Here is a 26,106-nt window from a genome sequence, read left to right on the forward strand (position 1 = left end):
GCGAGACGAGCACGTACCGAGACGAGCGAGAACGAAAGCGGGGGTGCGTTACTGCGCGCGACGGTTGTCTATCGCCCGTTTGGCCTGCCGTCCGGCGGGGATGAGTACCCAGAACGTCAACGCGCCCAGGAGCGCGAACCAGAGGAACGCGTCCAAGAGGATGACGCCGAGGGTGTCGAACAGCGTCGGCGACTCGACTTGGACCGGTTCGATGAGCTGTTTCGTGCTCTCGAAACTGCTCGTACGGTACCATCCCGCGAGGATCATCCACGCGAGACCCGCTCCGGTCAAGATACCGAGCCCCTTGATGAACTCGTCAGCCATTGTTGTCTGAGTCTTCGTTGGCGTCCTCTTGAGACTTTCCCATTCCGCGGGCGCGGAATCTCGTTCCGAGCGTGTAGACGCCCGCCCCGAACCCGATGACGCCGAGGGCGACGACGGCCAGTACCGTACTCACGACGCCGTCGTCCACGGCGACGCCGACGGCCGACAGAGCCGCGTCGACTGCGCCGCCGAGGAAACTGACGTTCAGCGTCGCGGCGTCCAAGAGCATGAACCCGAACACGACGCAGACGACGGCGATGAGCGTGGAAAACACCGTCACCGTCTTGTACAACCGCATCGGGACGACGACGTCGCGCCGCCCGTCGCGCGCCGTCGCCGAACCGGTCACAGAGTCGTCGCCGGTGCCGTCTCCGTCTGTCATCGACGAGAGTACGCAGAGGAGAGAAAAGGGCCTTTCCGTACGTCGCCGTCGGCTCTCCGACACTCGGTTAAACCCTTTGACAGAGGCCTTAACCGAACGAGAGGACTATGTTGAGTAGTTCCGAACTGAGCCCTCTCTCGCACGGGGTCTCTCAGGGCGTCTCTGGGCCGATTCCCCGACGCCGTCCGACGCGAGAGACGCCGCGCCGTCGGCTTTCGGTGACAGGCCCGGTCGAACGGTTCTCCGCGACCGGGACGCCGCGGTCCGGATTTCGCCTCAGCGGTGCACCTCTCCGGTAGCGTGCGGTATCGCGTGGGTGCGGCGTGCGCAGAGGGGATGCCAGGAACGGGACGTCATCTCATGAGTATACGTCAAGCCGCGGTCCCGGACGTGTTGAGCGGTATAGTGCAGAAGTACGGCCTCGCGTTCGTGATGGTCGCCAGCTACTTCGGTTCCGGCTCCGTCTACATCGCGAGCCAAGCCGGCGTCACGCACGGCTACACGCTGTTGTGGGCCGTCGTCGGTGCCGCTCTACTGGGGTTCATGGCACAGGACATGAGCGCCCGATTGGGGATTCACGGCGAGTCGTTGATGGTGTTCGTCCGCCGGAGACTGGGACGGCCGATAGCGACGGCGATAGCGGTGTTTCTCTCTATCGGGTGCGTCGCGTGGACGCTCGGATTGGTCGCCGCCGTCGGCGCGGGCATCTCCTTTCTGCTCGGCGGCGCAGTCGGGTGGCAACCCATCGCCGTCGTGACCACAGTCGCCGCGATAGCCGTCGGACTGTTGGACTACGACTCGGTGGAGAATCTGATGATCGGGATGATGCTCGCGCTGATGGTCGTCTACGTCGTCGTCGCCCTTCCGAGCGGTGCGGACCCGCGCGCGATTACGCTCGGCTTCCTGCCGACCGCGGACTCTCTCGGAACGCTGACGATGGCCGCGGGCATCCTCGGAACGACCGCGCTGTGGCCGAACTTCTTCTTGGAGTCGATTCTCGTCCACACCAAAGGGTGGACGAACAAGAGCGACATTCCGGACGTGCGCAGGGACCTCGCGGTCGGGTACGCCGTCGGTGGCGTCACGACCATCGCGATTCTCATCGCCGCGGCGGCGTTGCTGCGCCCCATGGGCTACACGTCGCTGAAGACGTTTATCACGCCGGGGAGAGCGCTGGTCGAGGTGCTCGGAACGTGGGCGATGGTGCTTTTCATCGGCGGCGTCGTCGCCGCCGCGTTCAACAGCATCATCCCCATCATGTGGACGCCCGCGTACATCGTTCCGCAGGCGGCCGGATACGACTCGCCGAGAGACTCCCGTCTGTTCACGATCATCTTCGCGGTCGGTACCGGAATCGGCGTTCTGTCTCCGGTCGTGAGTTCGATCCTCGACCTCTCAGTGGTCGATATGGTGATTCTGTTCCCGATGTACAACGGCATCTTCTCGCTCCCTATCGCCGCGATTCTCCTGTTTTGGTCGGTCAACGACGGTGAAACGATGGGAGAGCACCGAAACGGCTGGAAGCTGAACGTCGTCAACGCGTCTCTCGTGTTGCTCGCCGTCGTGTTGGCGGCCCTGTCCGTCCGGGACTTCATCGGACTCATCTCGACGGGAGGCTTCTGAGACCACAGTGATTCCCGGGGTGTCGACAGTTCTGTTGGCGGGTCTCGTCTGCATCGCCCTCGTCGCGGGCGTCGGAATCACGACGCTGGGTCCCGGCGGTATCTTCGTGACGGTGGCGCTGTACGCTCTCACACCGCTCCCGTCGGCGACAGTCGCCGGGACGGCCCACGCCACCTTCGTCGCGACGGGGATCGTCGGTACGCTCGTCTACGCTCGGTCGGGCGAACTCGTCGGCGAGGACGGGAGAGGTATGGCCGCGATACTGAGTGCGGCGAGCGTCGTCGGCGCACTCGCGGGCGCGTACCTCAACAGTTTCCTCTCGCGGGACCTGTTCGGCGTCCTCCTCGGCGTCGTCGCGTCCCTCACGGGCTGTCTCCTCCTGTATCGGCAGCGACGGGAGTTAGAGCCGGTCGTGACGCTCGACCCGGCGTCTCGGCGCGGGCAGGGAGCGCTCGGCGTCCTCGGCTTCGTGCTCGGCGTCGCGAGCGGCCTCGTCGGCGTCGGCGGGCCGGTGCTCGCGGTTCCCGCGCTCGTGGTCTTGGGCGTCCCGATGCTTCTGGCACTCGGCGTCGCGCAGGTGCAGTCGATATTCATCGCGGCGTTCGCCGCCGCGGGCTACGTCGCGCAGGGCGCGGTGTCGCTACCGCTCGTCGTTTTGCTCGGCGTCCCGCAGGTCGTCGGCGTCGTCGCCGGGTGGGCTATCGCCCACCGCATCGACCCCGGACGCCTGAAAGTCGCGCTGGGCGTCGTCCTGGTCGGCGTCGGGGTGTACCTCGTCGCGTAGTGGGCCGTCGCCGCTGCTCGGAACCGTGAACGGACCGAACGAAAACGGTTCTCGACCGACGAAAAGAGTCTCCGCGTTACCGCGGCGGCCGGAGACGGTAGTAGCGTTTGTTGAGACCGTACATGTAGCCTTCTCGCATCGTCTTCAACACCGCGTAGGTGAGGAAGAACGCGACGACGGGGAGGATGAACGTCAGGTCGAACAGCAGGTCGACGTTCATCGGCATGAGGTTCTTGATGGCCAGAATCGAGATGGTGAACGCAAAGACGACGCCGCCGACGCCGACGGCGGCCCAGAACGGCTGCTCGACGGGGCGGCGCGCGCTTCCCTTGTTGAGGAACGGCACCATCGCGATGATACCGACGACGACGACGTTCGCGAGAACGCCGTACGTCCGGTCCGCGGTCAGTTTCTGGCCGCCGAGAATCGCCAACTCGGGGTTCAGCGGACCGAGCTTCAACAGGCCGAACGACCAGTACAGATACCAGTCGGGCAGGATAATCGCCGGCGTGGAACTGGGGTTCGCTGGCGCGCCGATGTGCGGCGGCATCGTCGCCGAGAGAAACAGGATGACCCCGACGAAGAAACTCGCGATAGAGAGGTTCCGGATTATCTCGTGGGGCCACGTCGGGAAGCCGAGCACGTCGCGTTCGACGTAGTCGGACTCCTGTCTGAGGTCCTGGTCCTCGCGGCGAGAGCGCTCGAAGTACTCGTACGTCAGTCGCGAGAGACCGTCTGTGCGTTTCTTGCGTTCGCTCCACGTCGGCGTCTCGTCGTCGGGCGCGACGATGCCCGTGCCGTCGGTGCGAACCTCTTTTTCGTCTGCGTCGGATTCGGTGTCGCTCATTGTTCTATTGTATCAGTGCGGTTCCGCGATTCCCTGCACCCACACGATGCCGATGTGGATGGCGATGAGCGTCGTCACGACGAACGGGAGCAGGAACACGTGGATGATGTACATCCGTTGGAGTGTCGCTTGGCTCAGCGAGAACCCGCCGAACAGCAACTGTGCCGCCCACTCTCCGACGAGCGGGATGGACAGCGCCATCTCGACGCCGATCTGACCCGCCCAGTACGCGAGTTGGTCCCACGGGAGCAGGTAGCCGGTGTACCCGAACACCATCGTCAGGCTGATGAGGATGATGCCGAGTATCCAGTTCAGTTCGCGGGGCTCTTTGTACGCGCCGGTGAAGTAGACGCGGAGCATGTGGAGGAACACCGCCGCCACCATCACCTGCGCGGACCACCGGTGGACCGAACGGAGCATGAAGCCGAACTGCAGTTCGGTCATGATGAACTCGATGGAACTGTACGCCGTCGTCGGGTCGCCCGTCGTCGCCGGGGAGTAGTAGAACCCGAGTAGCGCACCGCTTATCGCGGCCACGACGTACGCGAGCGTCGAGAACAGTCCCAGCGTGTACAGCGGGTACCAGTACCAGAACTTGTTGTCGAGGTCGTACTGCTCGGTGTGGCTCTTCGGCATCTGGAGGTTGACCCGGTAGTAGAGGGTCTCCATCATCTCCAGATAGTCCACGATGCGGAGTCGCTTGTCCATCCAGATGAGCGTCGTCAGGAACACCGACTCGACCGGAGTCAGGTCCTTCTTTTTCATCCAGTCTTTGTGGTCGTACTCGTCTTTTCGTTCTAGGCTCATGGTTTACTTCTTGTAGTACGGGTAGATGGCCCGCTTGACTTGGTCCCACGCACCCGTGGTGAAGGGGACGCCGTCTTCGTCCTCTTCTCGGATGTAGAGGTCCTCCCACTTGCGACGGCGCTTCTTGACGATCATCACGTCGGGGAGGAACTCCTTGCGGTACAACGCGAGGATGAACGCGAGGTCGACGAAGATGACCGCGAGGATGCCGCCGAGGAACATGTTCCCGGTGTCGCTCAGGCCCCATCCGGAGATGAATCCGTAGCTGAACAGGAACACGAAGACGACTTCGATGATGGTGAGGAGCACGATGCCGATAGCCGCGGCCGTGCTCTCTCGTGCCGGCTCGTACCGGTGGATATCCCCGTAGGTGCTTCCCGAGGAGGACATCTATCCGTTCCTCCCCGTCCCCGTGTTCGGCGATTCGCCGTATTTCAGGATGTAGAACGTGAATATCACGGTGATGATGATCCCGAGTATCGTCGCCGTGCCGACCCAGTGAGCCTGAATGGGAACGCCGAGTTCTTCGAGGTCCTTCTCGCCGCCGCCCTCGCCGCCGCCGGGGTTCTCGACGACCTCGATGGTGCCGATCATGCCCGCGGACTCGTGGGGCTCACAGATGTACTCGTAGGTGCCGAGAACCTCGAACGTGTAGCTGAACGAGAACCCCTCGTTCTCTATCGGTTCGTGGCCTCCCCAGTTCGCGTCCTCGGGTTGGCTCTGGGGGACGACGTTGTGGTTATCCGAGTCCCAGACGAACTCGACAGTCGTTCCCGGTGCTATCTCCAGGGCTTCTTCGGTGCCGGGCTCGAAGACGAGCGAACCGCCGGGGCCGACGGTGACCGTCTCGGTTCCGCCGCCGCCTCCGCCGCCTCCGCCGCCGCTGGAGGTGCCAGTTCCGGTACCCGTCCCTTGCTCGGTTCCGGACGCCGTGCCGGTCCCACCAGCGGACGTCGTAGTGCCGTCCTCTTGTTGGGCGGCTGTCACGCCGGCGGTGGCAGACGCCGTCGCGGCCGCGGCAGGGACGCTTGCCGCTCTCAGAAAGTCCCGCCTTTTCATACACGATTTTCTCAGGATGGAACGCGCTTAAACCCACCGACTGCCGCCGCACCGCCCGATGCCGCCGGTTCAGCTACCCTCGGATTTGCCCTCTGCGGTGGCGTTGTCGTCGTCTCTTCGCGGTTCGACGCGCGGTGCACCCTCCTCGTCGAACGGGAGGAAATCCGGCCGCTCCCCGTGTTCGGCGCCGACCGCTCTGAGTCGGTTCCGGTACTCCTCTGCGCGGAACCGGTCCGAGAGGCGCGCGTTCGCCACCACGAGAAACAGGAAAAAGCCGATGACGAGAAAGACCCCCGCGAGGAGGGGCGCGAATATCGTGCCGACGGTGGGGAGAGCCGTCCCGAACAGCCCGTTCACCACGGGAAACAGGAGCCAAACGACGAGAAGGCCGACTCCGACGAGCATCTGCGCACCGGCGACTATCTGCAACATCAGGTTGCCGAACTCGCCGCTTCCCTCGGCCACGTCCACCGGTTGCGGGAGCGAGACGTCCTCCGGCGGGTCGTCCACTTCGTACTCCTCCATCGAACAGAGCGCGACTGTCGGTTTCACGTCGCGGAGAACGGTCCCTTCGCCCTCGATGCCTCCGTCGGGGTGAACGACGGCGTACCCCTCGTCGGAGTAGACGAGCAGTTGGTCCTCGCCGTCCCGTCGGATGCGTTCGATGACGGCGAACACCTCACGGTAGGCGATTCGGCTCCGCAGGTCCTTTTCGACGCGGTCCAGCAGGTCCCGCCCGGTTATCCACGTGTCGGGGTCGAACACCGCCTCCCACTCTTCGAGGGACATCTCCGCCATCTCCTCGGGGCCGAAGTCGTCGAAATCGTACTTCTCTTCGACCTCCCGGCGTAACGCTCGAAGCGACTCCTCGTCGCTCCCCTCCGAGTCCGGAGGCTGTTCGTCAACCCGTCCGTCCTCGGCGTCACTCATTGGCTCGATGTCCGTCCCGAAGCCGCATAAGCGCCCCGACGTTCGTCCGAGCGGGGGTGAGCGCAGAGAGCGTCCGCTCGTCCCGGATATGCTCCGCTTTCGGGCGTTATCCGAGAGAGGCCCGACGATGCTGTTGTCCCCGCCGTAGACACAACGAGAGGACTCTGCTCGGACTCACAATTTGTTTATACTCCGTGGTGCCCCTATGTAGGGTGTGAGCGATTCAACTTCGGGGGAGAACGACGAGTCGATGTCCGACTTCCGGGGGGCCTCCGAGACCCGACTCGACGTCCTGTTCGGTGTCCTCGCCAAGCGCCGCCGTCGAGTCGCCCTCCGCTGTCTCGTCGCGTACGACACTCCGATGACGTTAGCTGACCTCGCGGACGAAGTCGCGGTCCGAGAGCGGGAGGCGACGCTCGCTCAGATTCCCGCCGACGACGTGATGCAGGTGTATCTCTCGCTGTATCACGCTCACGTCCCCAAACTCGGCGACGCCGGCTTCGTGGAGTACTCTCAAGAACAGGACCTGGTCAGACTCACGGAAGAACCGGACCGTATCCGGCGACTACTCGACGCCGCGCCGACAGAGGAGTGACCGGCCGCCAGAGTAAGGTGTTCGACGCGTCCACATCGAACACTTATGAGTAACCAACCGGACGCCGTCGAAGCGTTGGGGAACCTCGGCCTCACCGAGTACGAGGCGAGGTGTTTTGTCGCGCTCAGTCGCTTGAAGCAGGGGACCGCAAAAGAAGTGAGCCAACTCTCGGACGTCCCTCGCTCTCGGGTGTACGACACCGTAGACAGGCTTCACCAACGGGGACTGGTCGACGTCCAGCAGTCGGACCCCAGACAGTACCGGGCCATCTCGAAAGACGACGCGTTCGAGAAACTCGAGAGCGCGTTCCGCGCCAACGTCGAGGAGGCCGACGCGGCGTTGGAGAACGTCCGGTCCGCAGAACCCCAAGCCGAGCGAGGGATGTGGTCGATCGCGGACGAAGAACACGTCAACGACCGACTCGGAACGCTTCTCGACGACGCAGAGGACCACGTCCACATGCTCGTCGCCGACGAATCGGCCGTCCCCGAAGAGATAGTGGACCGACTCGTCGCGGCCACCGAACGCGGCGTGAACGTCGTCGTCGAAGTGGGGACCGACTCGCTCGAAGAGCGAATTCGGGCGGACGTCCCCGACGCCGACGTCACGTTGTTCGAGAGTCTCCGAGAGACGAACCCGGTCGTCAGCAAGTGGCCGGGCAAGTTGGCGATGGTGGACCGACAGGCGATACTCGCGAGCGGTCTCGAAAACAGCGACCGACCGTTCGAACAGCAGGAGACGGCGGTGTGGACGAACGGCCACAACCACGGGTTCGCCGCGTGGACTCGGGAACTCCTCGACGACAGGTTAGCAGACTTCTAACCGCCTTACTACCGGTACGCGACGTTCCCCCGAACTCGTCTCGTCTCCAGTTCTCCTCTCGTCCTCCGCGGCGGTAGTTCGCCCGCCGTCCGTCGGGTCGGAGTCGGACCATTTAGGCCGGACGGGAGTTAATCTCGTGTGATGGTATCCGAGACGGCCATCGCGACGGGCGCGGCCCTGATGGTCACGGTCAGTTTTCCGTTCTATCTCTACGGCGCGTGGATAATGATAGACGCGGAGACGGTGACGTGGGGGGTGTTGATCTACCACCTGAAGTTCATCGTTCCGGGCCTCGTGTTGAACACGGTTCCGGTCGTCGCGTGGATGATTCCGCGTCTGTTCAAGCAGTTGGGCGGGTTGGCGGCCCTCCACGCGGTTCTCGGTCTCCAAGCGTACGCGCTCTTGGCGTTCGCCCTCACGGGTATCGTCCGAATCCTGCAGGTCAAACGACGGGCCGACCTCTACGACAACCCGGACCAAGACATCGAGTTAGACGACCTACACGAGAACATGGGCGCGTGGCGCGGCCGTCTCCGCGTCGGCGTCTTCGGATACGTGCTGTTTTGGATATTCGCGTGGGTGCTCGGTATCTACCGGTACGCGACCGGCTATCTGTTCTGAGTCAGGACCACGCCTCGCCGCTTGCGAGGTCGACGTCGCCGTCGAGTTTCGAGGAGGGGCAGATACCTTCGAGGACGCACTCGGCGCAGTCGGGGTTGCGCGCGGTGCAGGTCGCCCGGCCGTGACTGATGAACAGATGCGTGAGTTGCTGCCAGTCGTCCTCGGGGACGAGAGGCATGAGGTCGGTCTCTATCTTCTCGGGTGCCGTCTCCTCCGTGATGCCGAGTCGCCGAGAGAGACGCTGGACGTGCGTATCGACGACGATTCCCTCGACGATGTCGTGGCCGTGTTGGAGGACGACGTTCGCCGTCTTCCGGCCGACGCCTTTCAGTTCGGTCAGTTCGTCCATCGTGTCCGGAACCTCGCCGCCGTGTTCGTCTCGTATCGTCCGGGCGGAACTGACGACGTAGTCGGCCTTGCTGTTGTGGTAGGTGATAGAGCCGATGTCTTCGGAGAGTTCGTCGACGTCGGCGTCGGCGTAGTCTTCGACCGTCTCGTACTTCTCGAAGAGATGTTCGGTCTCTTTGTTCACCCGTTCGTCGGTGCACTGCGCAGAGAGCATCACCGCGATGAGCAGTTCGAGGCGGTTCGAGAAGTTCAGCGAGATTGTGGTGTCGGGGTACTCCTCGTACAGACGGTCGAGTACCTCCAGAACCTGCGTCTCCCGTGAATCGAGGCGCGTTCCCATACCCTCCGGTCGGACCGGGCGGTGTTGAGTGGTTCGGGTTCGGTCGCGAAGAGTAAAGTCACCGCGCGCGGAGACGGACGTATGGCAGAGACTGATTCGGAGGCGGGACGGGTCGACTCCGCGGCGTGGCGCGTCGGACTCGGGACGGGCGTCGGATACGGACTCGTCCTCGTCGGGATGTTCCTCGCGCTTTTCGTCGTTCCGTACCTCCTGTTTACCGCGCTGTAGCGGTCGCTCGACGGTCGAAAAACGAGATAAATCCGGGAATCAGAGCGTCAGGCGAACGCTCGGGAGACGGCGTCGTCTTCCTCGGCTTCGGCCTCTATCTTCTCCCACGCTTCCACGAAGTCGGTCATGTATATCTCCGTGCGGTCGTCGCGGATGGCGAACATCCCCGCCTCGGTACAGACGGCTTTGATGTCCGCGCCGGAGGCGTCGGACGCCATCTCCGCGAGGGCCTCGAAGTCCACGTCGTCTGCGACGTTCATGTTGCGCGTGTGAATCTCGAAGATGATGGAGCGACCCTCCTCGTTCGGCTTGGGCACCTCGATGAGGCGGTCGAACCGACCGGGGCGGAGAATCGCGGGGTCGAGCATGTCGAAGCGGTTCGTCGCCGCGATGATGCGAATCTCGCCGCGTTCGTCGAAGCCGTCCATCTCCGAGAGCAACTGCATCATCGTGCGCTGAACCTCGGCGTCGCCGGACGTCTTCGAGTCCGTCCGCTTCGAGGCGATGGCGTCTATCTCGTCGATGAAGATGACGGCGGGTTCGTTCTCGCGGGCCACCTCGAACAGGTCGCGAACGAGTTTCGCGCCCTCGCCGATGAACTTGTGAACGAGTTCCGACCCGGCCATCTTGATGAACGAGGCGTCGGTCTGGTTCGCGACTGCCTTCGCTAGCATCGTCTTGCCGGTGCCCGGCGGGCCGTAGAGGAGGACGCCCGACGGCGGGTCGATGCCGACCTGTTCGAACATCTCGGGGCGTTCGAGGGGCATCTCGACGGTCTCTCGGACTTCCTGCATCTGCTCTTCGAGGCCGCCGATGTCGGCGTAGGTGACGTCGGGGCTGTGTTCTACCTGCATGACGCGGGCCCGGACGTCCGTCTCGTTGTCCAGACGCTTGACGATAGAGAGCGAGTTGTTGACGGCGACGCGCGAGTCCGGTTCGAGTTCCTCGCGCATCTCCTCGGTAACCTCCGTGACCGCCTCTTGGTTGTTGCCGTGCTGTTTGATTATGACGCCCTCGTCCGTTATCTCCTGGACGGTTGCGACGAACAGCGGCGACTGCTTCAGTTTCTTGTTCTCGTGTGTGAGACGTTCGAGTTTCTGCTGGAACTTGTTGTTCTCCGCGTTCGCGTCCAGCAGCTTATCTCGCATCTCTTCGTTCTGAGATTCGAGAATTTCGAGGCGCTCTTGGAGAGCCTTAATTTTCTCCTGCTGCGACGCCGCCTCCTCGTCGTACGGGAGTTCGACGTCGTCCACAGTATCGGTCATCATCTGCCGTAGGTGGTCGCCTCATAAGAGGCTTCGGGTTACCCGGGCTTCTCGCCGGGTTGAGCGCCGCTTCAGCCCTTTCGCCAGGGAGGTCGCCCCCACCGTTTAATATTCGCTTGAGTAATATTTTGATACAGCAAATATTATTACCCTACATCCGCGAGTAGGTAGTAGAATGAGCACCACCGAGGCAGTCGCCGCAGACGAAGGGACCACGGACCGATGGAACCCGATACGGGAGATGCCCCCGAGTGCGAAACTGGTGGCGAAGGTTCTCGACTACAACGACACGATGACGCAGAGTCAAATCGCCGAGGAGACGCTCTTGCCGCCGCGGACTGTCCGATACGCCCTCTCTCGACTGGAGGACGCCGACGCCGTCGACTCGCGGTTCTCTTTCTCCGATGCGCGCAAGCGGCTCTACACGCTGAACATTTAAACCGAATACCGAGGCCATTCGCCTCGTGACCGAAACGCACGCTCCCGGCGGGATTCGGAACGCACTCAGTCGACTCGCGGACGGTACCGCCCCGCGGCGAGAGGCGGCGTACGAGACGACCATCGACGAGGCGGCCGACTGCGTGTCGTCCGCGCGCGACGCCGCGGCGTTCGTCGCGGCCGGAGGCGAAGGCCGCCTCGCGCGCGCCGTGGCGGACGCCGACGCCGCGGGCGACGAGAGGGCGGCCGAACGCGGCCGGCGAACGCTCGCCGCCCTCAGGAGACTCCGGTCTGCGGCCCGCGGCGAGAACGTCGGAGGCGCCGCGGACCAGTTTCACTCCGGTCACGGAACGGTTTTACCGGGCGCTGGCCAACCTCGGGACAGATGACACGGGTGATACACACCGGCGACACCCACATCGGGTACAAGCAGTACCACTCGCCGGAACGCCGCCGCGACTTCTTAGACGCCTTCGAGCAAGTGGTCGACCACGCCGTCGAAGACGGCGTAGACGCCGTCGTCCACGCGGGCGACCTGTTCCACGACAGGCGGCCCGAACTCCGCGACTTGCTCGGGACGCTCTCCGCACTCCGCCGTCTCGACGAGGCGGACGTCCCGTTTTTGGCCGTCGTCGGGAACCACGAGTCGACGCGGGGCGGACAGTGGTTGGACCTCTTCGAGAGCCTCGGACTCGCGGAACGACTCGGACGCGAACCCAGAGTGGTCGGCGATACCGCCTTCTACGGACTCGACCACGTCCCGAAGTCGCGGCGCGACGACCTGACGTACGACTTCGACCCGAGCGACGCCGAACACGCCGCCCTCGTCGCGCACGGACTGTTCACCCCGTTCGCGCACGCGAACTGGGAGACGGAGACGTTCCTCTCCGCGTCGAACGTCGCGTTCGATGCCGTCTTGCTGGGCGACAACCACGCGCCGGGCACAGAGGAGGTAAACGACGCATGGGTCACCTACTGCGGGTCCACGGAACGCGCGAGTGCGAGCGAGGAACCCGGACGCGGGTACAACATCGTCTCGTTCGACGGCGAGGTGGACATCCGCCGGAAGTCGCTCGACACCCGCCCGTTCCGCTTCGTCTCGGTCGAACTCAAGGACGGAGAGGGCGTCGAACGCGTCCGCGAACAGGTCCGCCAACACGACCTGACGGACGCCGTCGTCGTCGTCGAGGTGACGGGCGAGGGCGACCCGGTCACGCCCGCCTCGATAGAGGAGTTCGCCACCGACCGCGGCGCACTCATCGCGCGCGTGACCGACCGGCGCGAACTGGAGACGGAGTCGTCCGCGGACGTCTCCTTTGCGGACCCCGACGACGCCGTCCGAGAGCGAGTGTCCGACCTCGGCCTCTCGACTGCCGCCCTCGACGTGGACGAGACGATTCGCGCGAGCAAGACGCCCGACTCGAAGGTGCGACAGGAGGTGAAGACGCGCGTCTCCGCCCTCGTCGACGACGGCGACCTGTCGGCGTTCCGGGCGGCGGAGGCGGACGACGCCGGCCCGACGGCGAACGAAACCGACGGGGGGACGACCGAGGCGACGGACGCCGAATCGACCGCCGAGGAAGGTGACGCCGTCGCCGACGCGACGACCACGCCGACGGCGGACTCCGCGAACGGAAGTACCGCGGTGACGACGGAGGCCACCGCCGCCGAGGCGGACGAGAACGCGGATCCCGACGGGGACACAGAGGACGGCCCGGCCCCGGACGCGGCCCCCGACGCGGAGACGAACGGCCAGTTCACCATGGAGGATTTCTAGATGCGGTTCGACCGAATCAGACTGCGGAACTTCAAACCGTACGCCGATACCGACCTCGACCTCTCGGACGGCGTGACGGTCATCCACGGGTTGAACGGGAGCGGAAAGTCCTCGCTGTTGGAAGCGTGTTTCTTCGCGCTCTACGGCGCGCGCGCCCTCGACGAGACGCTCGGCGACGTGATGACGACGGGCGAAGACGAGACTGAGATAGAACTGTGGTTCACCCACGAGGGCGAGGAGTACCACATCGAACGCCGCCTGCGTCGGTCCGGCGACCGGGTGCAGACGGCCACTTGCACTCTCGAAGGCCCGGACGTCACCGCCGACGGCGCACGAGACGTGCGCGCGCACGTCAAGTCACTCCTCCGGATGGACGCGGAGGCGTTCGTCAACTGCGCGTACGTTCGGCAGGGCGAGGTGAACAAACTCATCAACGCGACGCCGGGGCAGAGACAGGACATGATAGACGACCTGCTCCAACTCGGCAAACTGGAGGAGTACCGCGAACGCGCCGGACAGGCGCGTCTCGGCATCGAGGACGTCCTCGGCGAGAAACGCGGTGCGCTGTCGAAACTCGACTCTCAGATAGAGGCGAAAGAGGAGGCGGGCCTCCACGACCGACTGAACGCGTTGGAGACGGAACTCACGGAGGTCGAATCCGACATCGAACGCTTCGAGGAGAACCGCGAACGCGCCCGAGAGACCCACGAGGAGAACGACCGAATCCTCTCGGAGTACGAGGAGAGACGCGAGAAACTCGACGCTCTCGAATCGGACATCTCGGACCTCAGAGAATCTATCGCCTCGGACGAACGGAAACGCGACGAGTTGCGCGAGGAGGTGCGAGACGCCCGCGACAGAATCGAGACGCTCGATTCGAATCTCGACGAGAAGCGCGACGCCGCGGGCCTCGACGCCGCAGACGAAGAGACGGTCGCCGCCCGCCGCGAGGAGGTTCGCGCGCGCGAAGACGAGGTACGCGAGGAGTTGACCGAGACGCGAAAACGCGAGACGATGCTGTCGAATCAGGCGGAGAAACTCTCCGAACGCGCCGACGAACTCCGAGAACGCGCGGCGGAGAAACGGGCGCGGGCCGAGGAACTCGACGCCGAGGCGGAGACGGCAGAGTCCGACCTCGAAGAGCGGAAATCGAACCTCGCGGACCTCGAATCCGAACTCGACGACCTGACGGACCGCTTCGAGGACGCCCCCGTCTCGGTCGGCGACGCGGCGGACCACAGAGAGTCGGTTCGGGCGGAACTCGACTCGGTGCGCGACGACGTCGCGGAGGCGTCGGCGGAACTGGAGGCCGTCCGCGACCGACTCGCGGACGCAGAGGAACTGCGAGACGCCGGCAAGTGCCCCGAGTGCGGACAACCCGTGGAGGACTCGCCGCACGTCGATTCGGTCGGCGAGTTCGAGGCGCGAATCGAGGAGTTGACAGAGACACTCGGCGACCTGCGCGAACGCAGAGAGACGCTTCAGGCGCGGGTCGAGGCGGCCGAACGCCTCGTCGAGACGGAGAACCGAATCGAGGAACTCCGCCGCAACCGGAGCCTCTTCGAAGAGCGTATCGACGACGCGCGAGAGAAAGCCGAATCCAAGCGAACGGAGGCGACGTCGAACCGCGAACGCGCCGAGGAACTCGACGCCGAGGCCGAAGAGAAACGCGAGGCGGCCGAGACCCAAGCCGACGCCGCCGCGGAGGTCGAATCGGAGGTGTCGGACCTCGAATCCGAACTCGAAGGCCTCGACGGAGAGCGAACCCGACTCGACGCCGTCGAGGAACTCCGAGACGAGCGTTCGGACGCCGAAGACAGAATCGACCGCCTGCAGGAACGACGCGACGACATCGCGGACCGAAACGACGAACGGCGCGAGTTCCTCGCCGAGAAGCGAGACCGGCGGAGCGAACTCGCGGACCAGGTGGACGAAAAGCGGGTCGAAGAGGCGAGAGAGAAACGCGAGAACGCCGCCGAGTATCTGGAGAAAGTCGAGGTCAAACTGGAAGAACTCCGCGAGACGCGCGACGGTCTGCAGAACGACGTGGGCGGGGTCAAAGGCGAACTGAAGCAGTTAGAGGAACTGCGCGAGGACCGCGAGGAACTCGCGACGCGGGTGGACGCTCTCGAATCGGTCCACGAGGAGACAGAGGAGTTAGAGGCGATGTATGGCGACTTGCGGGCCGAACTCCGCCGTCGGAACGTCGAGAGCCTCGAACGCATGCTGAACGAGACGTTCGACCTCGTCTACGGCAACGACGCCTACTCGCGCATCCGCCTCGACGGCGAGTACGAACTCACCGTCTTCCAGAAGGACGGCACCGCACTCGACCCCGAGCAACTCTCGGGCGGCGAACGTGCCCTGTTCAACCTCTCGTTGCGGTGCGCCATCTACCGACTCCTCGCGGAGGGCATCGAGGGTGCCGCGCCGATGCCGCCGCTCATCCTCGACGAACCGACCGTCTTCCTGGATTCGGGCCACGTCTCGCGTCTCGTGGACCTCGTAGACGAGATGCGCGGACTCGGCGTCCGCCAGATAATCATCGTCAGCCACGACGACGAACTCGTCGGGGCCGCGGACGAACTCGTCACGGTGGAGAAAAATCCGACGACCAACCGGTCGTCCGTCCGCCACGAGGACGCCGCCGACCTGGCGGCCGCCGCGTCACTCTCAGGCGACTGAGCCACCGGTGTCTCGGCACCGGGGTTCGGTCCGCTACTCTTCTCTTTCGGCTTCGGTCGTCTTCGCCTCGGTCGTCTCGGGGTCGAATCTGTCGTCTCCGTCGGCCGAGCGCGGACCGTCCGCCGTCGCGCGGAGGTGAGAGACGGCGTCGCGCGCCGTCTCCGTCGCGTCGTACCCGCGTTCGCCGTGGACGCGCGTCTCCGTCAGCAGTCCGGCGGCGCGAAACTCGCCGAGGAGGCCGTGGAGGTCCGACTCACAGAGGTCGTACGCGTCGAGGAGTTCCACGACCGAAAGCGGGCCGCGGTCCGCCATCTCGACGAGGAGTCCGAGCGACCGGTCGCCGTGCGTCGCGGTCAGGACGCGTCGAACCGAGTCGGGAACCGCCGCCGCGGCCGTGACGAGCGGAGACGTCCCCTCGAACGTGAGTTCGTCGTTCGCGCGGTACTCTTCTCGGCCGGTTTCTGGGTCTCGCACTCGACTGGCCTCGCCGGAACGCTTCACGAGGAGGTAGCGTTTCCCGGCGGGGTCGCGAACCGTCTGCATGGGCGAACGGAGGGGGGACTCGCTCAAAGGGGTTCCGCCCGAAACGTCGACCGCCGCGTTTCGGAGAGCCGTACGGGCCGCCCTCGTTCGCTCGGGACACTACCGCTTGTAGACGTCCGCTCGGATATCTTGGAACTCGTTTATGAGTTCGGCGACGGCGTGGGTAATCGTCTCGAAGTAGTCTTCGCCGCGTTCTGCGGTGGCATCGCTCGGGTCACCCCAGACGCCGGATTCGCTCACGCGGTAGAACGACCCCTTCCCGATCAACAACGGATCGAGAAGCGCGGCCGGGTTCTCGATGTCGTCGGGCATATCCGGGTCGTCGACCTCGACCTCGTCCAAGTCGACGAGTCCCTCGTCGATGGCCATGACCGCGGCAGTCTCGCCGACGTTCGCGTGCCACCCGGCGTCGAAAGAGAGGTACTCCTCCATGTCGTCGCCGCTCAGTGCGTCCCAGTACGGGAACGCGTAGACGTACGCATCGTCCGATAGGTCGTGAGAAGCCCAATTAGCTCCGACTTTCGCCGCGTAGTCGTTAGTCAGGTGTCCGGAGACGAACACGACGTCCGTGAACCCGCTCTCGACCAGCGAGTAGGCGACGTCGCGGACGACGGTCGCCAGCGTTCGGTAGTTGAGGTACGTGATCCCTCGATAGCCCGCATGCATGTCGGACGCGCCGTAGTTCATCGGCGGGCCGACGAGTGCGTCGACGTCCGCCGCGATTCGCTCGCAGATTTCGGTCGGGATGTACGCGTCGGTTCCCATCGCGAGGTGTTTGCCGTGCTGTTCGGTCGTCCCGAGCGGAATCAGCGCCGTCGGCGTCTCGGCGCTGTCTAAGTACGCTTCCACTTCGGGGTGACGCATCTGGTCGAGTCTCCGTTGCTCCGCCATGCGTGATATATTGTACCACATGTAATATAAATTAGAGGATGGCCGAGCGCGTTGATAACTCTCCTCCGGAGAAACGGACGGACGCACGGTCAGAGATGGCGTCGAAACGGTACGCTGAACGGTCGAGTCAGCGGATTCGCGGTCGATACGCCGACAGAAACGAGAACGCGAATTCGACGGGAAGTTCGCGCCGCGGTGTCAGAGACAGTCCTTCAGTTCGAACGTCTGCGACGTTTCGACCCACGCGAGCGGATTCTGCGGGTCGTAGAAGACGACCCCCTCGTCCACCTCGTAGGACTCGACGCCGTCGAGTCCGTTCGTCTCGCTGGGCCGCGACGCGGCGGCCTGCGACCGATTCGTCCGCTCGGAATCTGCGTGGTCGGCCATTGTTCTACCCCATGGTAAGTCATGGCACGGTATATGTTTTGCGTCTAGGTTCACCGGGCCGTTCGGGTCCTCAATTTAGGATACTAGCGCCGCCTCGAGTCGATTTCGGGACGCGACTCGCACCGTTCTCCGCTGTCGCGAGCGTTCGTCGTCGGCGACTCCGACGAATCAGCCGCGACGGCTGGCGAAAAGACGGGGTTTTTAGCCGGCTACGCCGAACGACCGGGCATGAAACAGGCAGGGCTCACGGACGACTTCGGCGGGGGTGACGGCGACGCCGACGGCGGCGACGCGCGCCCCGACGAGGAGGCCGCGTGGGTCGCGGGGGAGACGGGACAACACGTCTCCGAGGTCATCGACGCGGAAGACATCAAGTTCCCCGACGCGGATGGGACGGTCGAACTCGCCGTGACGCAGGTGGACTACACGGTCGAGGGGTCCGGGCGCACCGAGTACCCCGTCGTCCACCTGTTCGGTCGCGCGCCGGACAACGAGACGAAACACGTCCGCGTCCTCGGCTTCGAACCGTACTTCTACGCGCCGACCGAGACGCTCTCCGACGAGAAACTCGACAAGAGCGTCATCACGCGGACCGAGGACGGCTACGAGAGCATCCGCGGCGAGGAACTCACGAAGATATGCACCCGGACGCCGCGGGACGTGGGGCAGATTCGCGACGAGTTCGAGCATTTCGAGGCGGACATCCTCTTTCCGAACCGACTCCTCATCGACAAGGACATCCAAAGCGGCGTGCGCGTCCCCGCCCGAGAACTCGACGACGGGACGCTGCAGGTTCCGCACGACGAGGTGCGACCGGCGGACGTCGACGCCGACCTCAGGGTGAACACGTTCGACATCGAGGTGGACGACCGGTCGGGGTTCCCAGAGGAGGGCGAAGAACCCATCGTCTGTCTCACCTCCCACGACAACTACCGCGACGAGTACATCGCGTGGTTGTACAACGCGCCGGAGGCGGGCGACGGCGTCGAAGCCCCGACCGACCTCGGCGACTACGAACCCCTCCAGTCGGACACCGACGTGGAGATACGCGCGTACGACCGCGAGGACGAGATGCTCCACGAGTTCGTCGAGTACATAGAGGAGACGGACCCGGACGTGCTGACGGGGTGGAACTTCGAGGACTTCGACATGCCGTACTTCCTCGACCGGATGGAGCGGGTAGACCCCACCTCCGACTACGACTTGGACCCCGACAGACTCTCTCGCCTCGGCGAGGTGTGGCGAAGCGGATGGGGCGGCCCGGACGTGAAGGGCCGCGTCGTGTTCGACCTGTTGTACGCCTACAAGCGCACGCAGTTCACCGAACTGGAGTCGTACCGACTCGACGCGGTGGGCGAACTCGAACTCGACGTGGGCAAAGAGCGCTACTCCGGCAGCATCGGCGACCTGTGGGAACAGGAGCCTCGGCGACTGCTCGAATACAACGTCCGCGACGTGGAACTCTGCGTCGAGATAGACCGCAAACAGGACGTCGTCGCCTTCTGGGACGAAGTCCGGACGTTCGTCGGATGTAAACTCGAAGACGCGCCGACGCCGGGCGACACCGTCGACATCTACGTCCTGCACAAGGTCCACGGCGAGTTCGCCCTCCCCTCGAAGGGCCAACAGGAGTCAGAAGAGTACGAGGGCGGGGCCGTCTTCGACCCCATCACGGGCGTCAAAGAGAACGTCACCGTCCTCGACTTGAAGTCGCTGTACCCGATGTGCATGGTGACCATCAACGCCTCGCCGGAGACGAAGGTGGACCCCGAGACGTACGACGGCGAGACGTTCCACGCGCCCAACGGGACGCACTTCCGGACCGAACCCGACGGCATCATCCGGGAGATGGTGGACGAACTCCTCACGGAACGCGAGGAGAAGAAACGCCTCCGCAACGACCACGACCCGGACTCCCCGGCGTACGAACAGTTCGACCGACAACAGGCCGCGGTGAAGGTCATCATGAACTCGCTGTACGGCGTCCTCGGGTGGGACCGGTTCCGCCTCTACGACAAGGAGATGGGCGCGGCGGTGACCGCCACCGGGCGGGAGGTCATAAACTTCACAGACGAGAAGGCCAGCGAGATGGGCCACTCCGTGGCGTATGGAGATACTGATTCAGTTATGCTCGAACTCGGACCGGGCGTCTCGAAGGAGGAAGCCATCGAACAGTCCTTCGAGATAGAAGAGCGAATCAACGACGCCTACGACGAGTTCGCACGGGAGGAACTCGACGCCGAGGAGCACCGGTTCCAGATAGAGTTCGAGAAGCTCTACCGGCGATTCTTCCAGGCGGGCAAAAAGAAGCGGTACGCGGGCCACATCGTCTGGAAGGAGGGCAAAGACGTAGACGACATCGACATCACCGGCTTCGAGTACAAGCGCTCGGACATCGCGCCCGTCACGAAGGAAGTGCAAAAGCGCGTCATCGAGATGATCGTCTACGGCGAGGACGACGGCGTGATCAAAGACTACGTCCACGACGTCATCGCCGACTTCGAGAAGGGGAACCTACCGCTCGACGAAATCGGCATCCCCGGCGGCATCGGTAAGCGCCTCGAAGCCTACGAGACCGCGACGGCCCAGGTTCGCGGCGCGCAGTACGCGAACCTGCTTCTCGGGACGAATTTCGACCGCGGGTCGAAGCCGAAGCGCCTCTACCTCCGGAAGGTCCACCCCTCTTTCTTCCGGCGGATGGAGGCAGAAGAGGGGTTCGACCCGCAGAGAGACGACCTGTACAAGGCGTTCAAGCGCGACCCGGACGTCATCTGCTTCGAGTACGAAGACCAGGTTCCGGAGGCCTTCGAGGTGGACTGGGACAAGATGCTCGACAAGACGCTGAAGGGCCCCATCGCGCGAATCATCGAAGCGCTCGGGATGTCGTGGGACGAAGTGAAATCCGGACAGGAACAGACCGGACTCGGGAGTTTCACGTGAACCGAACGGGGTCTCGTCGGCGGCACTGAGCGGTCGGAGTTCGGTTCACCGAAACCCGGACACGCGTCCGACCGTCCGCCGCTACTTTCGCGAAACGCAAATTAATTTTCTCTCGAACAAAGCGTCTGCCGTGAATGCGTAACCATTATGGGCGGGAGTACCCATCGTTTCAGTACGAGGCAACGAGACAACAATGGCAACACTGGAAATCAAGAACCTCCACGCGCGAGTCGCGGAGGAGGACGGTGAGCAGATCCTTCGTGGCGTCGACTTGGAAGTCAAATCGGGCGAGATTCACGCTCTCATGGGCCCCAACGGGTCCGGGAAGTCGACCACCGCGAAGATCATCGCGGGACACCCCGCCTACGAGGTGACGGAGGGTGAGATTCTTCTCCATCTGAGCGAAGACGAGTTCGGCGACGACTTCGACATCCCCGAGGACAAACAGACGTGGAGTCTCCTCGAACTGGAACCGAACGAGCGCGCGGCGCTCGGTATCTTCCTCGGCTTCCAGTACCCCGCCGAAATCGAGGGCGTCACGATGACGAACTTCCTCCGAACGGCCCTCAACGCGAAGATAGAGGAGCGCGAAGAACTGTTCGAAGACGACGAGGAAGCCGAGACCGACGACGACGAAGAAGAGTCCGGCTACGAGACGTCGCCGATGGAAGGCCCCGCGGACGAGGGCGACGTCGGCGTCGCCGAGTTCCAGCAGATCCTCAAAGAGAAGATGGAACTGCTCGACATGGACGAGAAGTTCATGCAGCGGTACCTCAACGCCGGTTTCTCCGGCGGCGAGAAAAAGCAGAACGAAGTGCTTCAGGCCGCCATCCTCGAACCGTCGCTCGCGGTTCTCGACGAGATCGACTCCGGTCTCGACATCGACCGCCTGCAGGACGTCTCGAAGGGAATCAACGCCCTCCGCGACGAGCAGGGGACCGGCATCCTTCAGATCACCCACTATCAGCGTATCCTCGACTACGTCGAACCCGACCACGTCCACATCATGCTGGACGGCGAAATCGCGAAATCCGGCGGTGCTGACCTCGCAGAGCAGCTCGAAGACGAGGGGTACGACTGGGTCCGCGAAGAAGTGTACGGGACAGCCTGATAAGGCCAGCCACCAAGGTACTACTAAGAAAATGAGTTCCGATCAAGATCACCTCAAAGACACAGACACGGAGGCTCGATTCGAGTTCAAGAAGGAGCAGAGTTCCTCCTTCCAAGCCGAAAAGGGTCTCACGGAGGAGACCATCCGGGTCATCTCCGAGGACAAAGACGAACCCGAGTGGATGCTCCAGCGACGCCTCCGCGCGCTGAAGCATTTCCAGGAGATGCCGATGCCGACGGACTGGCCCGGCCAGCCCGACCTCTCGGAAGTCGACGTCAACGAAATAATCCCGTATATCCGGCCGGACGTCGAGACGCGCGGCAGCGTCGACGACTGGACGGAACTGCCAGACGAGATAAAGGACACCTTCGACAAACTGGGCATCCCGGAAGCCGAGAAGAACGCCCTCTCGGGCGTCGGCGCTCAGTACGAGTCCGAAGTCGTCTACCAGAACATGCAGGAGCGCTGGCAGGACAAGGGCGTCGTCTTCATGAACATGGACCAAGCGGTCCAAGAGCACGAAGACATCGTCAAGGAGTACTTCATGACGAAGTGCGTCCCCCCGAGCGACAACAAGTTCGCGGCGCTTCACGGCGCAATCTGGTCCGGCGGGTCGTTCGTCTACGTCCCGGAAGACACGACGGTCGACATGCCGGTTCAGGCGTACTTCCGCATGAACTCCGAAGGGATGGGCCAGTTCGAGCACACCCTCATCGTCGCAGAAGAGGGTTCGGAGGTCCACTACATCGAAGGCTGTTCCGCGCCGAAGTACTCGGCGTTCAACCTCCACTCCGGCGGCGTCGAAGTGTTCGTCGGCGAGGACGCTCACGTCCAGTACTCGACCGTGCAGAACTGGTCGAAGAACACGTACAACCTCAACACGAAGCGCGCAATCGTCGAGAAGAACGGCCGCATGGAGTGGATTTCGGGCTCGATGGGCTCGAAGGCAACCATGCTCTACCCCGCGACGATACTGAAGGGTCGCGGCGCGTCGGACAACCACATCACCATCGCCTTCGCTGGCGAGGGCCAAAACATCGACACCGGCGCGAAGGTGTACCACAACGCCCCCGAGACGAAGTCGACGATCGAGTCGAAGTCCATCTCGAAGGACGGCGGCCGCACGAACTACCGCGGCCTCGTCCACATCTCGCAGGGCGCGCGCGACTCCTCGACCGCGGTCGAGTGTGACGCGCTGATGTTCGACAACGAGTCCACGTCGGACACGATGCCGTACATGGAGATAAACGAGTCCACCGTCGACGTCGCCCACGAGGCGACCGTCGGCAAAATCGGCGACGAGGACGTGTTCTACCTCCAGTCGCGCGGACTCGACGACGACGACGCAAAGCAGATGATCGTCTCGGGCTTCATCGAGCCCATCACGGAGGAACTGCCCATCGAGTACGCGGTCGAACTCAACCGCTTGGTCGAACTGGAGATGGAGGGTAGTCTCGGATAACATGAGTGCGCAGTTACCAGCGAACCTCTCTGAGGAGACGGTACGAACGATTTCGGAGGACCGCGACGAGCCCGAGTGGCTCCTGGAGACGCGACTCGACGCACTCGAAGCGCTCGAAGAGGTCGACCTGCCGGACGTCATCCACACGCCCGGCCGCCGGTGGACGAACCTCGAAGCGCTCGACTTCGAGAGCCTCGTCGACCCGCTGAACCAGTCGGACACGACCGAACGCGTCACGGCGGAGGGCGTCGAAGTCCTGCCGTTCACCGAGGCGCTCCCGAAGTACGGCGACCTCATAGAGGAGCGGTTCGGCTCCATCATCGAACCGGACTCGAACTACCTCACTGCGCTGTCGGCGGCGCTTTTCACCACGGGCACGTTCATCTACGTCCCAGAAGGCGTCGACGCCGAGGACGTGAAGATCCGCGCCGAGATGAACTCCCGGTCGCTGTTCAGCCACACGCTCGTGGTCACCGAGAAGTCGTCGTCGGTGACGATTCTCGAGAGCATCGAGAGCGGCGAGGAGGTCGACGGCAACCGCTACTTCAGCAACCTCGTGGAGGTCGACGCGGGCGAGAACTCGTACGTCCAGTACGGGTCGCTCCAGAACCTCGACGACGAGGCGTACAACTACACGCTGAAGCGCGGCACCACGGACGCGTACTCGACGCTGAACTGGATCGAAGGGAACATCGGGTCCCGTCTCACGCGCAGCGACATCGAGACGAACCTCGACGGCGACTCCTCGGAGACGAAGATCGTCGGCGCGTTCTTCGGCTACGAAGATCAGCATCTGGACGTGAACGCGCGCGTCTGGCACAACGCAGAGCACACGACGGCTGATCTCGTGACCCGCGGCGTCCTCGACGACGAGGCGCGGTCGGTGTACGAGGGAGTCCAAGACGTGGGCCGCGACGCGTGGGACACGAACTCCTACCAGCGCGAGAACACGCTGATGCTCTCGGACGAGAGCGAGGCCGACGCGTCCCCGAAGCTGATCATCCACAACCACGACACCGAAGCGAGCCACTCCGCGACGGTCGGTCAGGTCGACAAAGAGGACCTCTTCTACATGGTCTCTCGGTCGATCCCGAGCCAACAGGCTCGCAACATGCTCGTCGAGGGCTTCTTCGTTCCCGTCCTCGACGAGATAGACGTAGACGAGTTCCGCGAGGACCTTCGCGAACTCATCGCGGCGCGCCTGCACTGAGCCGGCCCGCCACTTTCACTCTCGCTTTCTCTTCTTCTCTCGTGGACGCGGACGCGACGGCGACCGACGCGCGTGGGCAGCGAGGGAACCGCTTAAGTCCGTCACACGCAGAGCAAAAGGTATGATCACCAGGGTATCGCACGCGAAGGGAGGGTCGGGGTCGTGAGCGTCGGCCACCGGGTGACGTCGGACCACCAACTCGCGCGCCTTCTCCAGATCGGCGTGGTACTGGAGGAAGTCGTCGAGGCCCGCGCGTACCACCACTACCAGTCGCTCTCCGACGAGGACAGAGCGCTCGACGAGGAACTCGAAGCGCTTCTCGAACACGCCGCAGAGGAGTCCGCAGAGCACCGCGAGCGTCTGGCCTCTCTCGTCGACGAACTCGACGCCGAGAGCATCCCGTTCGAGGACATCGAGACGCTCGTCGAAGCGCAGTACGGCAAGACGAAGCCCGACGACTTCGACGGCGTCCTCTACGACCAACTCTGCAACGAAGAGACCGCGTACAAGTTCTACGACGACCTCATCGGCGCGATTCGTGCCAGCGACGCGCAGTTCACCGTCGACCGGGAGCGCCTCATCGCCGTGCTCACGGAGATTCGAGAGGAGGAGGCCGACGGCGTCGAGGCAGTGACAAAGATAATGGAGAAGCGCGAATGAGCCCACTCGAACAGACCGGCGGACACGGTACGGGAGGATCACGATGAACACCGCAGACCAGTACGTCAAGGCAATCTACCTACTGCAAGAGATGGAGGACGGCCCGGCGGCGACCGGCGCACTCGCGGACATGCTCGACGTGAGTCCGGCGAGCGCGAACGAGATGATCGGGAAGCTGGAAGACCGCGGGCTCGCGAACCACGAAAAGTACAAGGGCGTACAGCTCACCGACGAGGGAATCGTTCGCGCGCGCGACGCACTCCAGACGTACTGCATCATAGAGCGGTTCCTCGCGAACGTCCTCGACGTCGAGTCGTTCCGCGAGGAGGCCCGGGAACTCGAACCCGTCATCGACGGAACGGTCGCGGAGCGATTGGACACGATCATCGACCGAAACAGCGACTGTCCGGACTGCTTCGACGCCGAGACGGACGCCTGCGAGTATCTGGAAATCCCCGAGGCCGAAGAGAAGCCCGCCGATTAATTCAATCTGAACAGACAGTAATATTAGAGTGCAAGTCACACCCACGGTTAAGGTAATTCAGTTCCTGCGTCCGTCTATGAATGGGACAGCGACTATCGGTCGTCTCCTTCGCCTCGCCGGATTGGGGCCCAGAGGCGGAGTCGATGCGACGACAGACGAGCATCCGTACGTCTGTCTCGGCTGTGGAGTCGAATACGATGTAGAGTACCACGTCTGCCCGAACTGCGGCGGATTCTCCGTCGAACACGAACTCGACACCGACTCCGGGTTCGCCATCGACTGACGCTTCACCGGTCGTTCGAACCCGATGGGTTTTCAAAGGCGGACCGACGAGTGAGTAGTGAGCAGTCCCGTGGTGGTGAGTGAATCCGGCGGATTCACGAGGTACGCGGGGCGGCGAGCAATGCGAGACAGTCCCGTGGTGTAGTGGCCAATCATAATGGCCTTTGGAGCCATTGACGGCGGTTCGAATCCGCCCGGGACTATACGACGGCTACGCCGTCACCCGATTTTCAGCCGTGGTATGGAGCGAGAAACACCATG

The 26,106-nt window shown here is 63.7% G+C and carries 28 protein-coding genes, 1 tRNA gene and 1 pseudogene; 18 read left to right on the forward strand and 12 right to left on the reverse strand.

The genetic code is table 11. The features are described 5' to 3' along the window. Positions 1–48: 48 nt before the first annotated feature. Both BM167_RS03865 and BM167_RS03870 read right to left on the reverse strand, forming a co-directional pair. A complete protein-coding gene (locus BM167_RS03865; RefSeq protein WP_092888988.1) occupies positions 49–324 on the reverse strand; it encodes a DUF7314 family protein in 276 nt (91 codons plus the stop codon). Continuing rightward, entirely contained in the window at positions 317–706 is a 390-nt protein-coding gene (locus BM167_RS03870; RefSeq protein ID WP_092888991.1) for a DUF7315 family membrane protein, read from the reverse strand. Before BM167_RS03870 ends, BM167_RS03865 begins: the two co-directional genes overlap by 8 nt. Before the next feature lie 360 nt (positions 707–1,066). Here BM167_RS03870 and BM167_RS03875 point away from each other — a divergent pair, with 360 nt between their 5' ends. After that, positions 1,067–2,329 (forward strand): Nramp family divalent metal transporter, encoded by a 1,263-nt coding sequence (locus BM167_RS03875; RefSeq protein WP_092888994.1) that lies wholly within the window; start codon positions 1,067–1,069, stop codon positions 2,327–2,329. A 7-nt stretch (positions 2,330–2,336) separates the two neighbouring features. Continuing rightward, a complete protein-coding gene (locus BM167_RS03880; RefSeq protein WP_092888997.1) occupies positions 2,337–3,113 on the forward strand; it encodes a sulfite exporter TauE/SafE family protein in 777 nt (258 codons plus the stop codon). 76 nt (positions 3,114–3,189) lie between these two features. Here the strand turns inward: BM167_RS03880 and BM167_RS03885 are convergent, their stop codons facing one another. From BM167_RS03885 to BM167_RS03905, 5 genes are all read right to left on the reverse strand, one after another. Further along, positions 3,190–3,960 (reverse strand): cytochrome b family protein, encoded by a 771-nt coding sequence (locus tag BM167_RS03885; protein WP_092889000.1) that lies wholly within the window; start codon positions 3,958–3,960, stop codon positions 3,190–3,192. A gap of 12 nt (positions 3,961–3,972) precedes the next feature. Next, positions 3,973–4,767, reverse strand: a complete 795-nt coding sequence (locus BM167_RS03890) for a cytochrome b (protein ID WP_092889003.1) — start codon at positions 4,765–4,767, stop codon at positions 3,973–3,975. Between the two features lie 3 nt (positions 4,768–4,770). Then, positions 4,771–5,157: a DUF7318 family protein gene (locus tag BM167_RS03895; protein ID WP_092889006.1), complete on the reverse strand. Its 387-nt coding sequence runs from the start codon at positions 5,155–5,157 to the stop codon at positions 4,771–4,773. Next, a complete protein-coding gene (locus BM167_RS03900; protein WP_092889009.1) occupies positions 5,158–5,826 on the reverse strand; it encodes a plastocyanin/azurin family copper-binding protein in 669 nt (222 codons plus the stop codon). It lies immediately after the preceding gene. Between the two features lie 69 nt (positions 5,827–5,895). Beyond that, a complete protein-coding gene (locus BM167_RS03905) occupies positions 5,896–6,756 on the reverse strand; it encodes a DUF7319 domain-containing protein (protein ID WP_092889012.1) in 861 nt (286 codons plus the stop codon). A gap of 214 nt (positions 6,757–6,970) precedes the next feature. On the opposite strand from BM167_RS03905, the gene BM167_RS03910 reads away from it, so the two are divergent. The 3 genes from BM167_RS03910 (at position 6,971) to BM167_RS03920 (ending at position 8,794) form a co-directional block, all read left to right on the forward strand. Then, entirely contained in the window at positions 6,971–7,351 is a 381-nt protein-coding gene (locus tag BM167_RS03910) for a DUF7344 domain-containing protein (RefSeq protein WP_218153762.1), read from the forward strand. A 45-nt stretch (positions 7,352–7,396) separates the two neighbouring features. Continuing rightward, positions 7,397–8,173, forward strand: a complete 777-nt coding sequence (locus tag BM167_RS03915; RefSeq protein ID WP_092889015.1) for a TrmB family transcriptional regulator — start codon at positions 7,397–7,399, stop codon at positions 8,171–8,173. A 141-nt stretch (positions 8,174–8,314) separates the two neighbouring features. Next, positions 8,315–8,794 carry a DUF7321 family protein gene (locus BM167_RS03920; protein ID WP_092889018.1) on the forward strand — a complete coding sequence of 160 codons (480 nt, stop codon included), beginning with the start codon at positions 8,315–8,317 and terminating at the stop codon, positions 8,792–8,794. Position 8,795: 1 nt separating this feature from the next. Here BM167_RS03920 and nth read toward each other — a convergent pair whose 3' ends face one another. Beyond that, the gene (gene nth / locus BM167_RS03925) at positions 8,796–9,482 is read right to left on the reverse strand and encodes an endonuclease III (protein WP_092889021.1); all 687 of its coding nucleotides are present in this window, start codon (positions 9,480–9,482) and stop codon (positions 8,796–8,798) included. An 81-nt stretch (positions 9,483–9,563) separates the two neighbouring features. Here nth and BM167_RS18315 point away from each other — a divergent pair, with 81 nt between their 5' ends. Next, positions 9,564–9,710 (forward strand): hypothetical protein, encoded by a 147-nt coding sequence (locus BM167_RS18315; protein ID WP_177213276.1) that lies wholly within the window; start codon positions 9,564–9,566, stop codon positions 9,708–9,710. A gap of 47 nt (positions 9,711–9,757) precedes the next feature. Here the strand turns inward: BM167_RS18315 and pan1 are convergent, their stop codons facing one another. Next, positions 9,758–10,975, reverse strand: a complete 1,218-nt coding sequence (pan1, locus tag BM167_RS03935; RefSeq protein WP_092889027.1) for a proteasome-activating nucleotidase Pan1 — start codon at positions 10,973–10,975, stop codon at positions 9,758–9,760. 175 nt (positions 10,976–11,150) lie between these two features. Between pan1 and BM167_RS03940 the strand changes: the two genes are divergently transcribed. Genes BM167_RS03940 through rad50 form a run of 4 tightly spaced genes read left to right on the forward strand, consistent with a single transcriptional unit; the run spans position 11,151 to position 15,875 of the window. Continuing rightward, complete coding sequence (locus tag BM167_RS03940) at positions 11,151–11,414, forward strand: MarR family transcriptional regulator (RefSeq protein ID WP_092889030.1); 264 nt, start codon at positions 11,151–11,153, stop codon at positions 11,412–11,414. Between the two features lie 25 nt (positions 11,415–11,439). Continuing rightward, positions 11,440–11,802: a DUF7966 family protein gene (locus tag BM167_RS03945; protein WP_092889033.1), complete on the forward strand. Its 363-nt coding sequence runs from the start codon at positions 11,440–11,442 to the stop codon at positions 11,800–11,802. After that, positions 11,799–13,190 carry a DNA double-strand break repair protein Mre11 gene (mre11, locus tag BM167_RS03950; protein ID WP_092889036.1) on the forward strand — a complete coding sequence of 464 codons (1,392 nt, stop codon included), beginning with the start codon at positions 11,799–11,801 and terminating at the stop codon, positions 13,188–13,190. Before BM167_RS03945 ends, mre11 begins: the two co-directional genes overlap by 4 nt. Then, on the forward strand, positions 13,191–15,875 hold the full coding sequence (rad50, locus tag BM167_RS03955) for a DNA double-strand break repair ATPase Rad50 (protein ID WP_092889039.1): 2,685 nt from the start codon (positions 13,191–13,193) through the stop codon (positions 15,873–15,875). Between the two features lie 129 nt (positions 15,876–16,004). On the opposite strand, the pseudogene BM167_RS03960 reads toward rad50, so the two are convergent. The 3 genes and pseudogenes from BM167_RS03960 to BM167_RS03970 form a co-directional block, all read right to left on the reverse strand. Further along, positions 16,005–16,418 (reverse strand): annotated as a pseudogene (locus BM167_RS03960) (DUF7346 family protein); the annotation flags it as partial. 99 nt (positions 16,419–16,517) lie between these two features. After that, positions 16,518–17,309 carry a creatininase family protein gene (locus BM167_RS03965; protein ID WP_092889042.1) on the reverse strand — a complete coding sequence of 264 codons (792 nt, stop codon included), beginning with the start codon at positions 17,307–17,309 and terminating at the stop codon, positions 16,518–16,520. Positions 17,310–17,507: 198 nt separating this feature from the next. Further along, on the reverse strand, positions 17,508–17,696 hold the full coding sequence (locus tag BM167_RS03970) for a DUF7331 family protein (RefSeq protein ID WP_092889045.1): 189 nt from the start codon (positions 17,694–17,696) through the stop codon (positions 17,508–17,510). Positions 17,697–17,924: 228 nt separating this feature from the next. On the opposite strand from BM167_RS03970, the gene BM167_RS03975 reads away from it, so the two are divergent. The 8 genes from BM167_RS03975 (at position 17,925) to BM167_RS04010 (ending at position 26,048) form a co-directional block, all read left to right on the forward strand. Next, complete coding sequence (locus BM167_RS03975; protein WP_092889048.1) at positions 17,925–20,636, forward strand: DNA-directed DNA polymerase; 2,712 nt, start codon at positions 17,925–17,927, stop codon at positions 20,634–20,636. Between the two features lie 193 nt (positions 20,637–20,829). After that, positions 20,830–21,747: an ABC transporter ATP-binding protein gene (locus BM167_RS03980; RefSeq protein WP_092889051.1), complete on the forward strand. Its 918-nt coding sequence runs from the start codon at positions 20,830–20,832 to the stop codon at positions 21,745–21,747. A 31-nt stretch (positions 21,748–21,778) separates the two neighbouring features. Further along, a complete protein-coding gene (gene sufB, locus BM167_RS03985) occupies positions 21,779–23,209 on the forward strand; it encodes a Fe-S cluster assembly protein SufB (RefSeq protein ID WP_092889054.1) in 1,431 nt (476 codons plus the stop codon). A gap of 1 nt (position 23,210) precedes the next feature. Beyond that, positions 23,211–24,419, forward strand: a complete 1,209-nt coding sequence (gene sufD, locus BM167_RS03990; protein ID WP_092889057.1) for a Fe-S cluster assembly protein SufD — start codon at positions 23,211–23,213, stop codon at positions 24,417–24,419. Positions 24,420–24,581: 162 nt separating this feature from the next. Beyond that, positions 24,582–25,079, forward strand: coding sequence for a rubrerythrin (locus tag BM167_RS03995; protein WP_092889060.1), 498 nt, complete (start codon positions 24,582–24,584; stop codon positions 25,077–25,079). A gap of 43 nt (positions 25,080–25,122) precedes the next feature. Continuing rightward, on the forward strand, positions 25,123–25,563 hold the full coding sequence (locus BM167_RS04000; RefSeq protein ID WP_092889063.1) for a metal-dependent transcriptional regulator: 441 nt from the start codon (positions 25,123–25,125) through the stop codon (positions 25,561–25,563). Positions 25,564–25,639: 76 nt separating this feature from the next. Next, the gene (locus tag BM167_RS04005; protein ID WP_092889066.1) at positions 25,640–25,846 is read left to right on the forward strand and encodes a hypothetical protein; all 207 of its coding nucleotides are present in this window, start codon (positions 25,640–25,642) and stop codon (positions 25,844–25,846) included. A 129-nt stretch (positions 25,847–25,975) separates the two neighbouring features. Next, a tRNA-Gln gene (locus BM167_RS04010) sits at positions 25,976–26,048 on the forward strand. Positions 26,049–26,106: the final 58 nt, after the last annotated feature.

It is taken from the genome of Halopelagius inordinatus (genome assembly GCF_900113245.1).
GTDB lineage: Archaea > Halobacteriota > Halobacteria > Halobacteriales > Haloferacaceae > Halopelagius > Halopelagius inordinatus.

Coding starts and splice junctions, on each gene's coding strand:
- nth (WP_092889021.1), bottom strand. CDS start 9,482: ATGGGAACGCGCCTCGATTCACGGGAGACGCAGGTTCTGGAGGTACTC.
- sufD (WP_092889057.1), top strand. CDS start 23,211: ATGAGTGCGCAGTTACCAGCGAACCTCTCTGAGGAGACGGTACGAACG.
- BM167_RS03965 (WP_092889042.1), bottom strand. CDS start 17,309: ATGGCGGAGCAACGGAGACTCGACCAGATGCGTCACCCCGAAGTGGAA.
- mre11 (WP_092889036.1), top strand. CDS start 11,799: ATGACACGGGTGATACACACCGGCGACACCCACATCGGGTACAAGCAG.
- BM167_RS03920 (WP_092889018.1), top strand. CDS start 8,315: ATGGTATCCGAGACGGCCATCGCGACGGGCGCGGCCCTGATGGTCACG.
- BM167_RS03980 (WP_092889051.1), top strand. CDS start 20,830: ATGGCAACACTGGAAATCAAGAACCTCCACGCGCGAGTCGCGGAGGAG.
- sufB (WP_092889054.1), top strand. CDS start 21,779: ATGAGTTCCGATCAAGATCACCTCAAAGACACAGACACGGAGGCTCGA.
- BM167_RS03865 (WP_092888988.1), bottom strand. CDS start 324: ATGGCTGACGAGTTCATCAAGGGGCTCGGTATCTTGACCGGAGCGGGT.
- BM167_RS03890 (WP_092889003.1), bottom strand. CDS start 4,767: ATGAGCCTAGAACGAAAAGACGAGTACGACCACAAAGACTGGATGAAA.
- BM167_RS03870 (WP_092888991.1), bottom strand. CDS start 706: ATGACAGACGGAGACGGCACCGGCGACGACTCTGTGACCGGTTCGGCG.
- BM167_RS03900 (WP_092889009.1), bottom strand. CDS start 5,826: ATGAAAAGGCGGGACTTTCTGAGAGCGGCAAGCGTCCCTGCCGCGGCC.
- BM167_RS03875 (WP_092888994.1), top strand. CDS start 1,067: ATGAGTATACGTCAAGCCGCGGTCCCGGACGTGTTGAGCGGTATAGTG.
- BM167_RS04000 (WP_092889063.1), top strand. CDS start 25,123: ATGAACACCGCAGACCAGTACGTCAAGGCAATCTACCTACTGCAAGAG.
- BM167_RS03975 (WP_092889048.1), top strand. CDS start 17,925: ATGAAACAGGCAGGGCTCACGGACGACTTCGGCGGGGGTGACGGCGAC.
- BM167_RS03895 (WP_092889006.1), bottom strand. CDS start 5,157: ATGTCCTCCTCGGGAAGCACCTACGGGGATATCCACCGGTACGAGCCG.
- BM167_RS18315 (WP_177213276.1), top strand. CDS start 9,564: ATGGCAGAGACTGATTCGGAGGCGGGACGGGTCGACTCCGCGGCGTGG.
- BM167_RS04005 (WP_092889066.1), top strand. CDS start 25,640: ATGAATGGGACAGCGACTATCGGTCGTCTCCTTCGCCTCGCCGGATTG.
- pan1 (WP_092889027.1), bottom strand. CDS start 10,975: ATGACCGATACTGTGGACGACGTCGAACTCCCGTACGACGAGGAGGCG.
- BM167_RS03915 (WP_092889015.1), top strand. CDS start 7,397: ATGAGTAACCAACCGGACGCCGTCGAAGCGTTGGGGAACCTCGGCCTC.
- rad50 (WP_092889039.1), top strand. CDS start 13,191: ATGCGGTTCGACCGAATCAGACTGCGGAACTTCAAACCGTACGCCGAT.
- BM167_RS03905 (WP_092889012.1), bottom strand. CDS start 6,756: ATGAGTGACGCCGAGGACGGACGGGTTGACGAACAGCCTCCGGACTCG.
- BM167_RS03970 (WP_092889045.1), bottom strand. CDS start 17,696: ATGGCCGACCACGCAGATTCCGAGCGGACGAATCGGTCGCAGGCCGCC.
- BM167_RS03940 (WP_092889030.1), top strand. CDS start 11,151: ATGAGCACCACCGAGGCAGTCGCCGCAGACGAAGGGACCACGGACCGA.
- BM167_RS03885 (WP_092889000.1), bottom strand. CDS start 3,960: ATGAGCGACACCGAATCCGACGCAGACGAAAAAGAGGTTCGCACCGAC.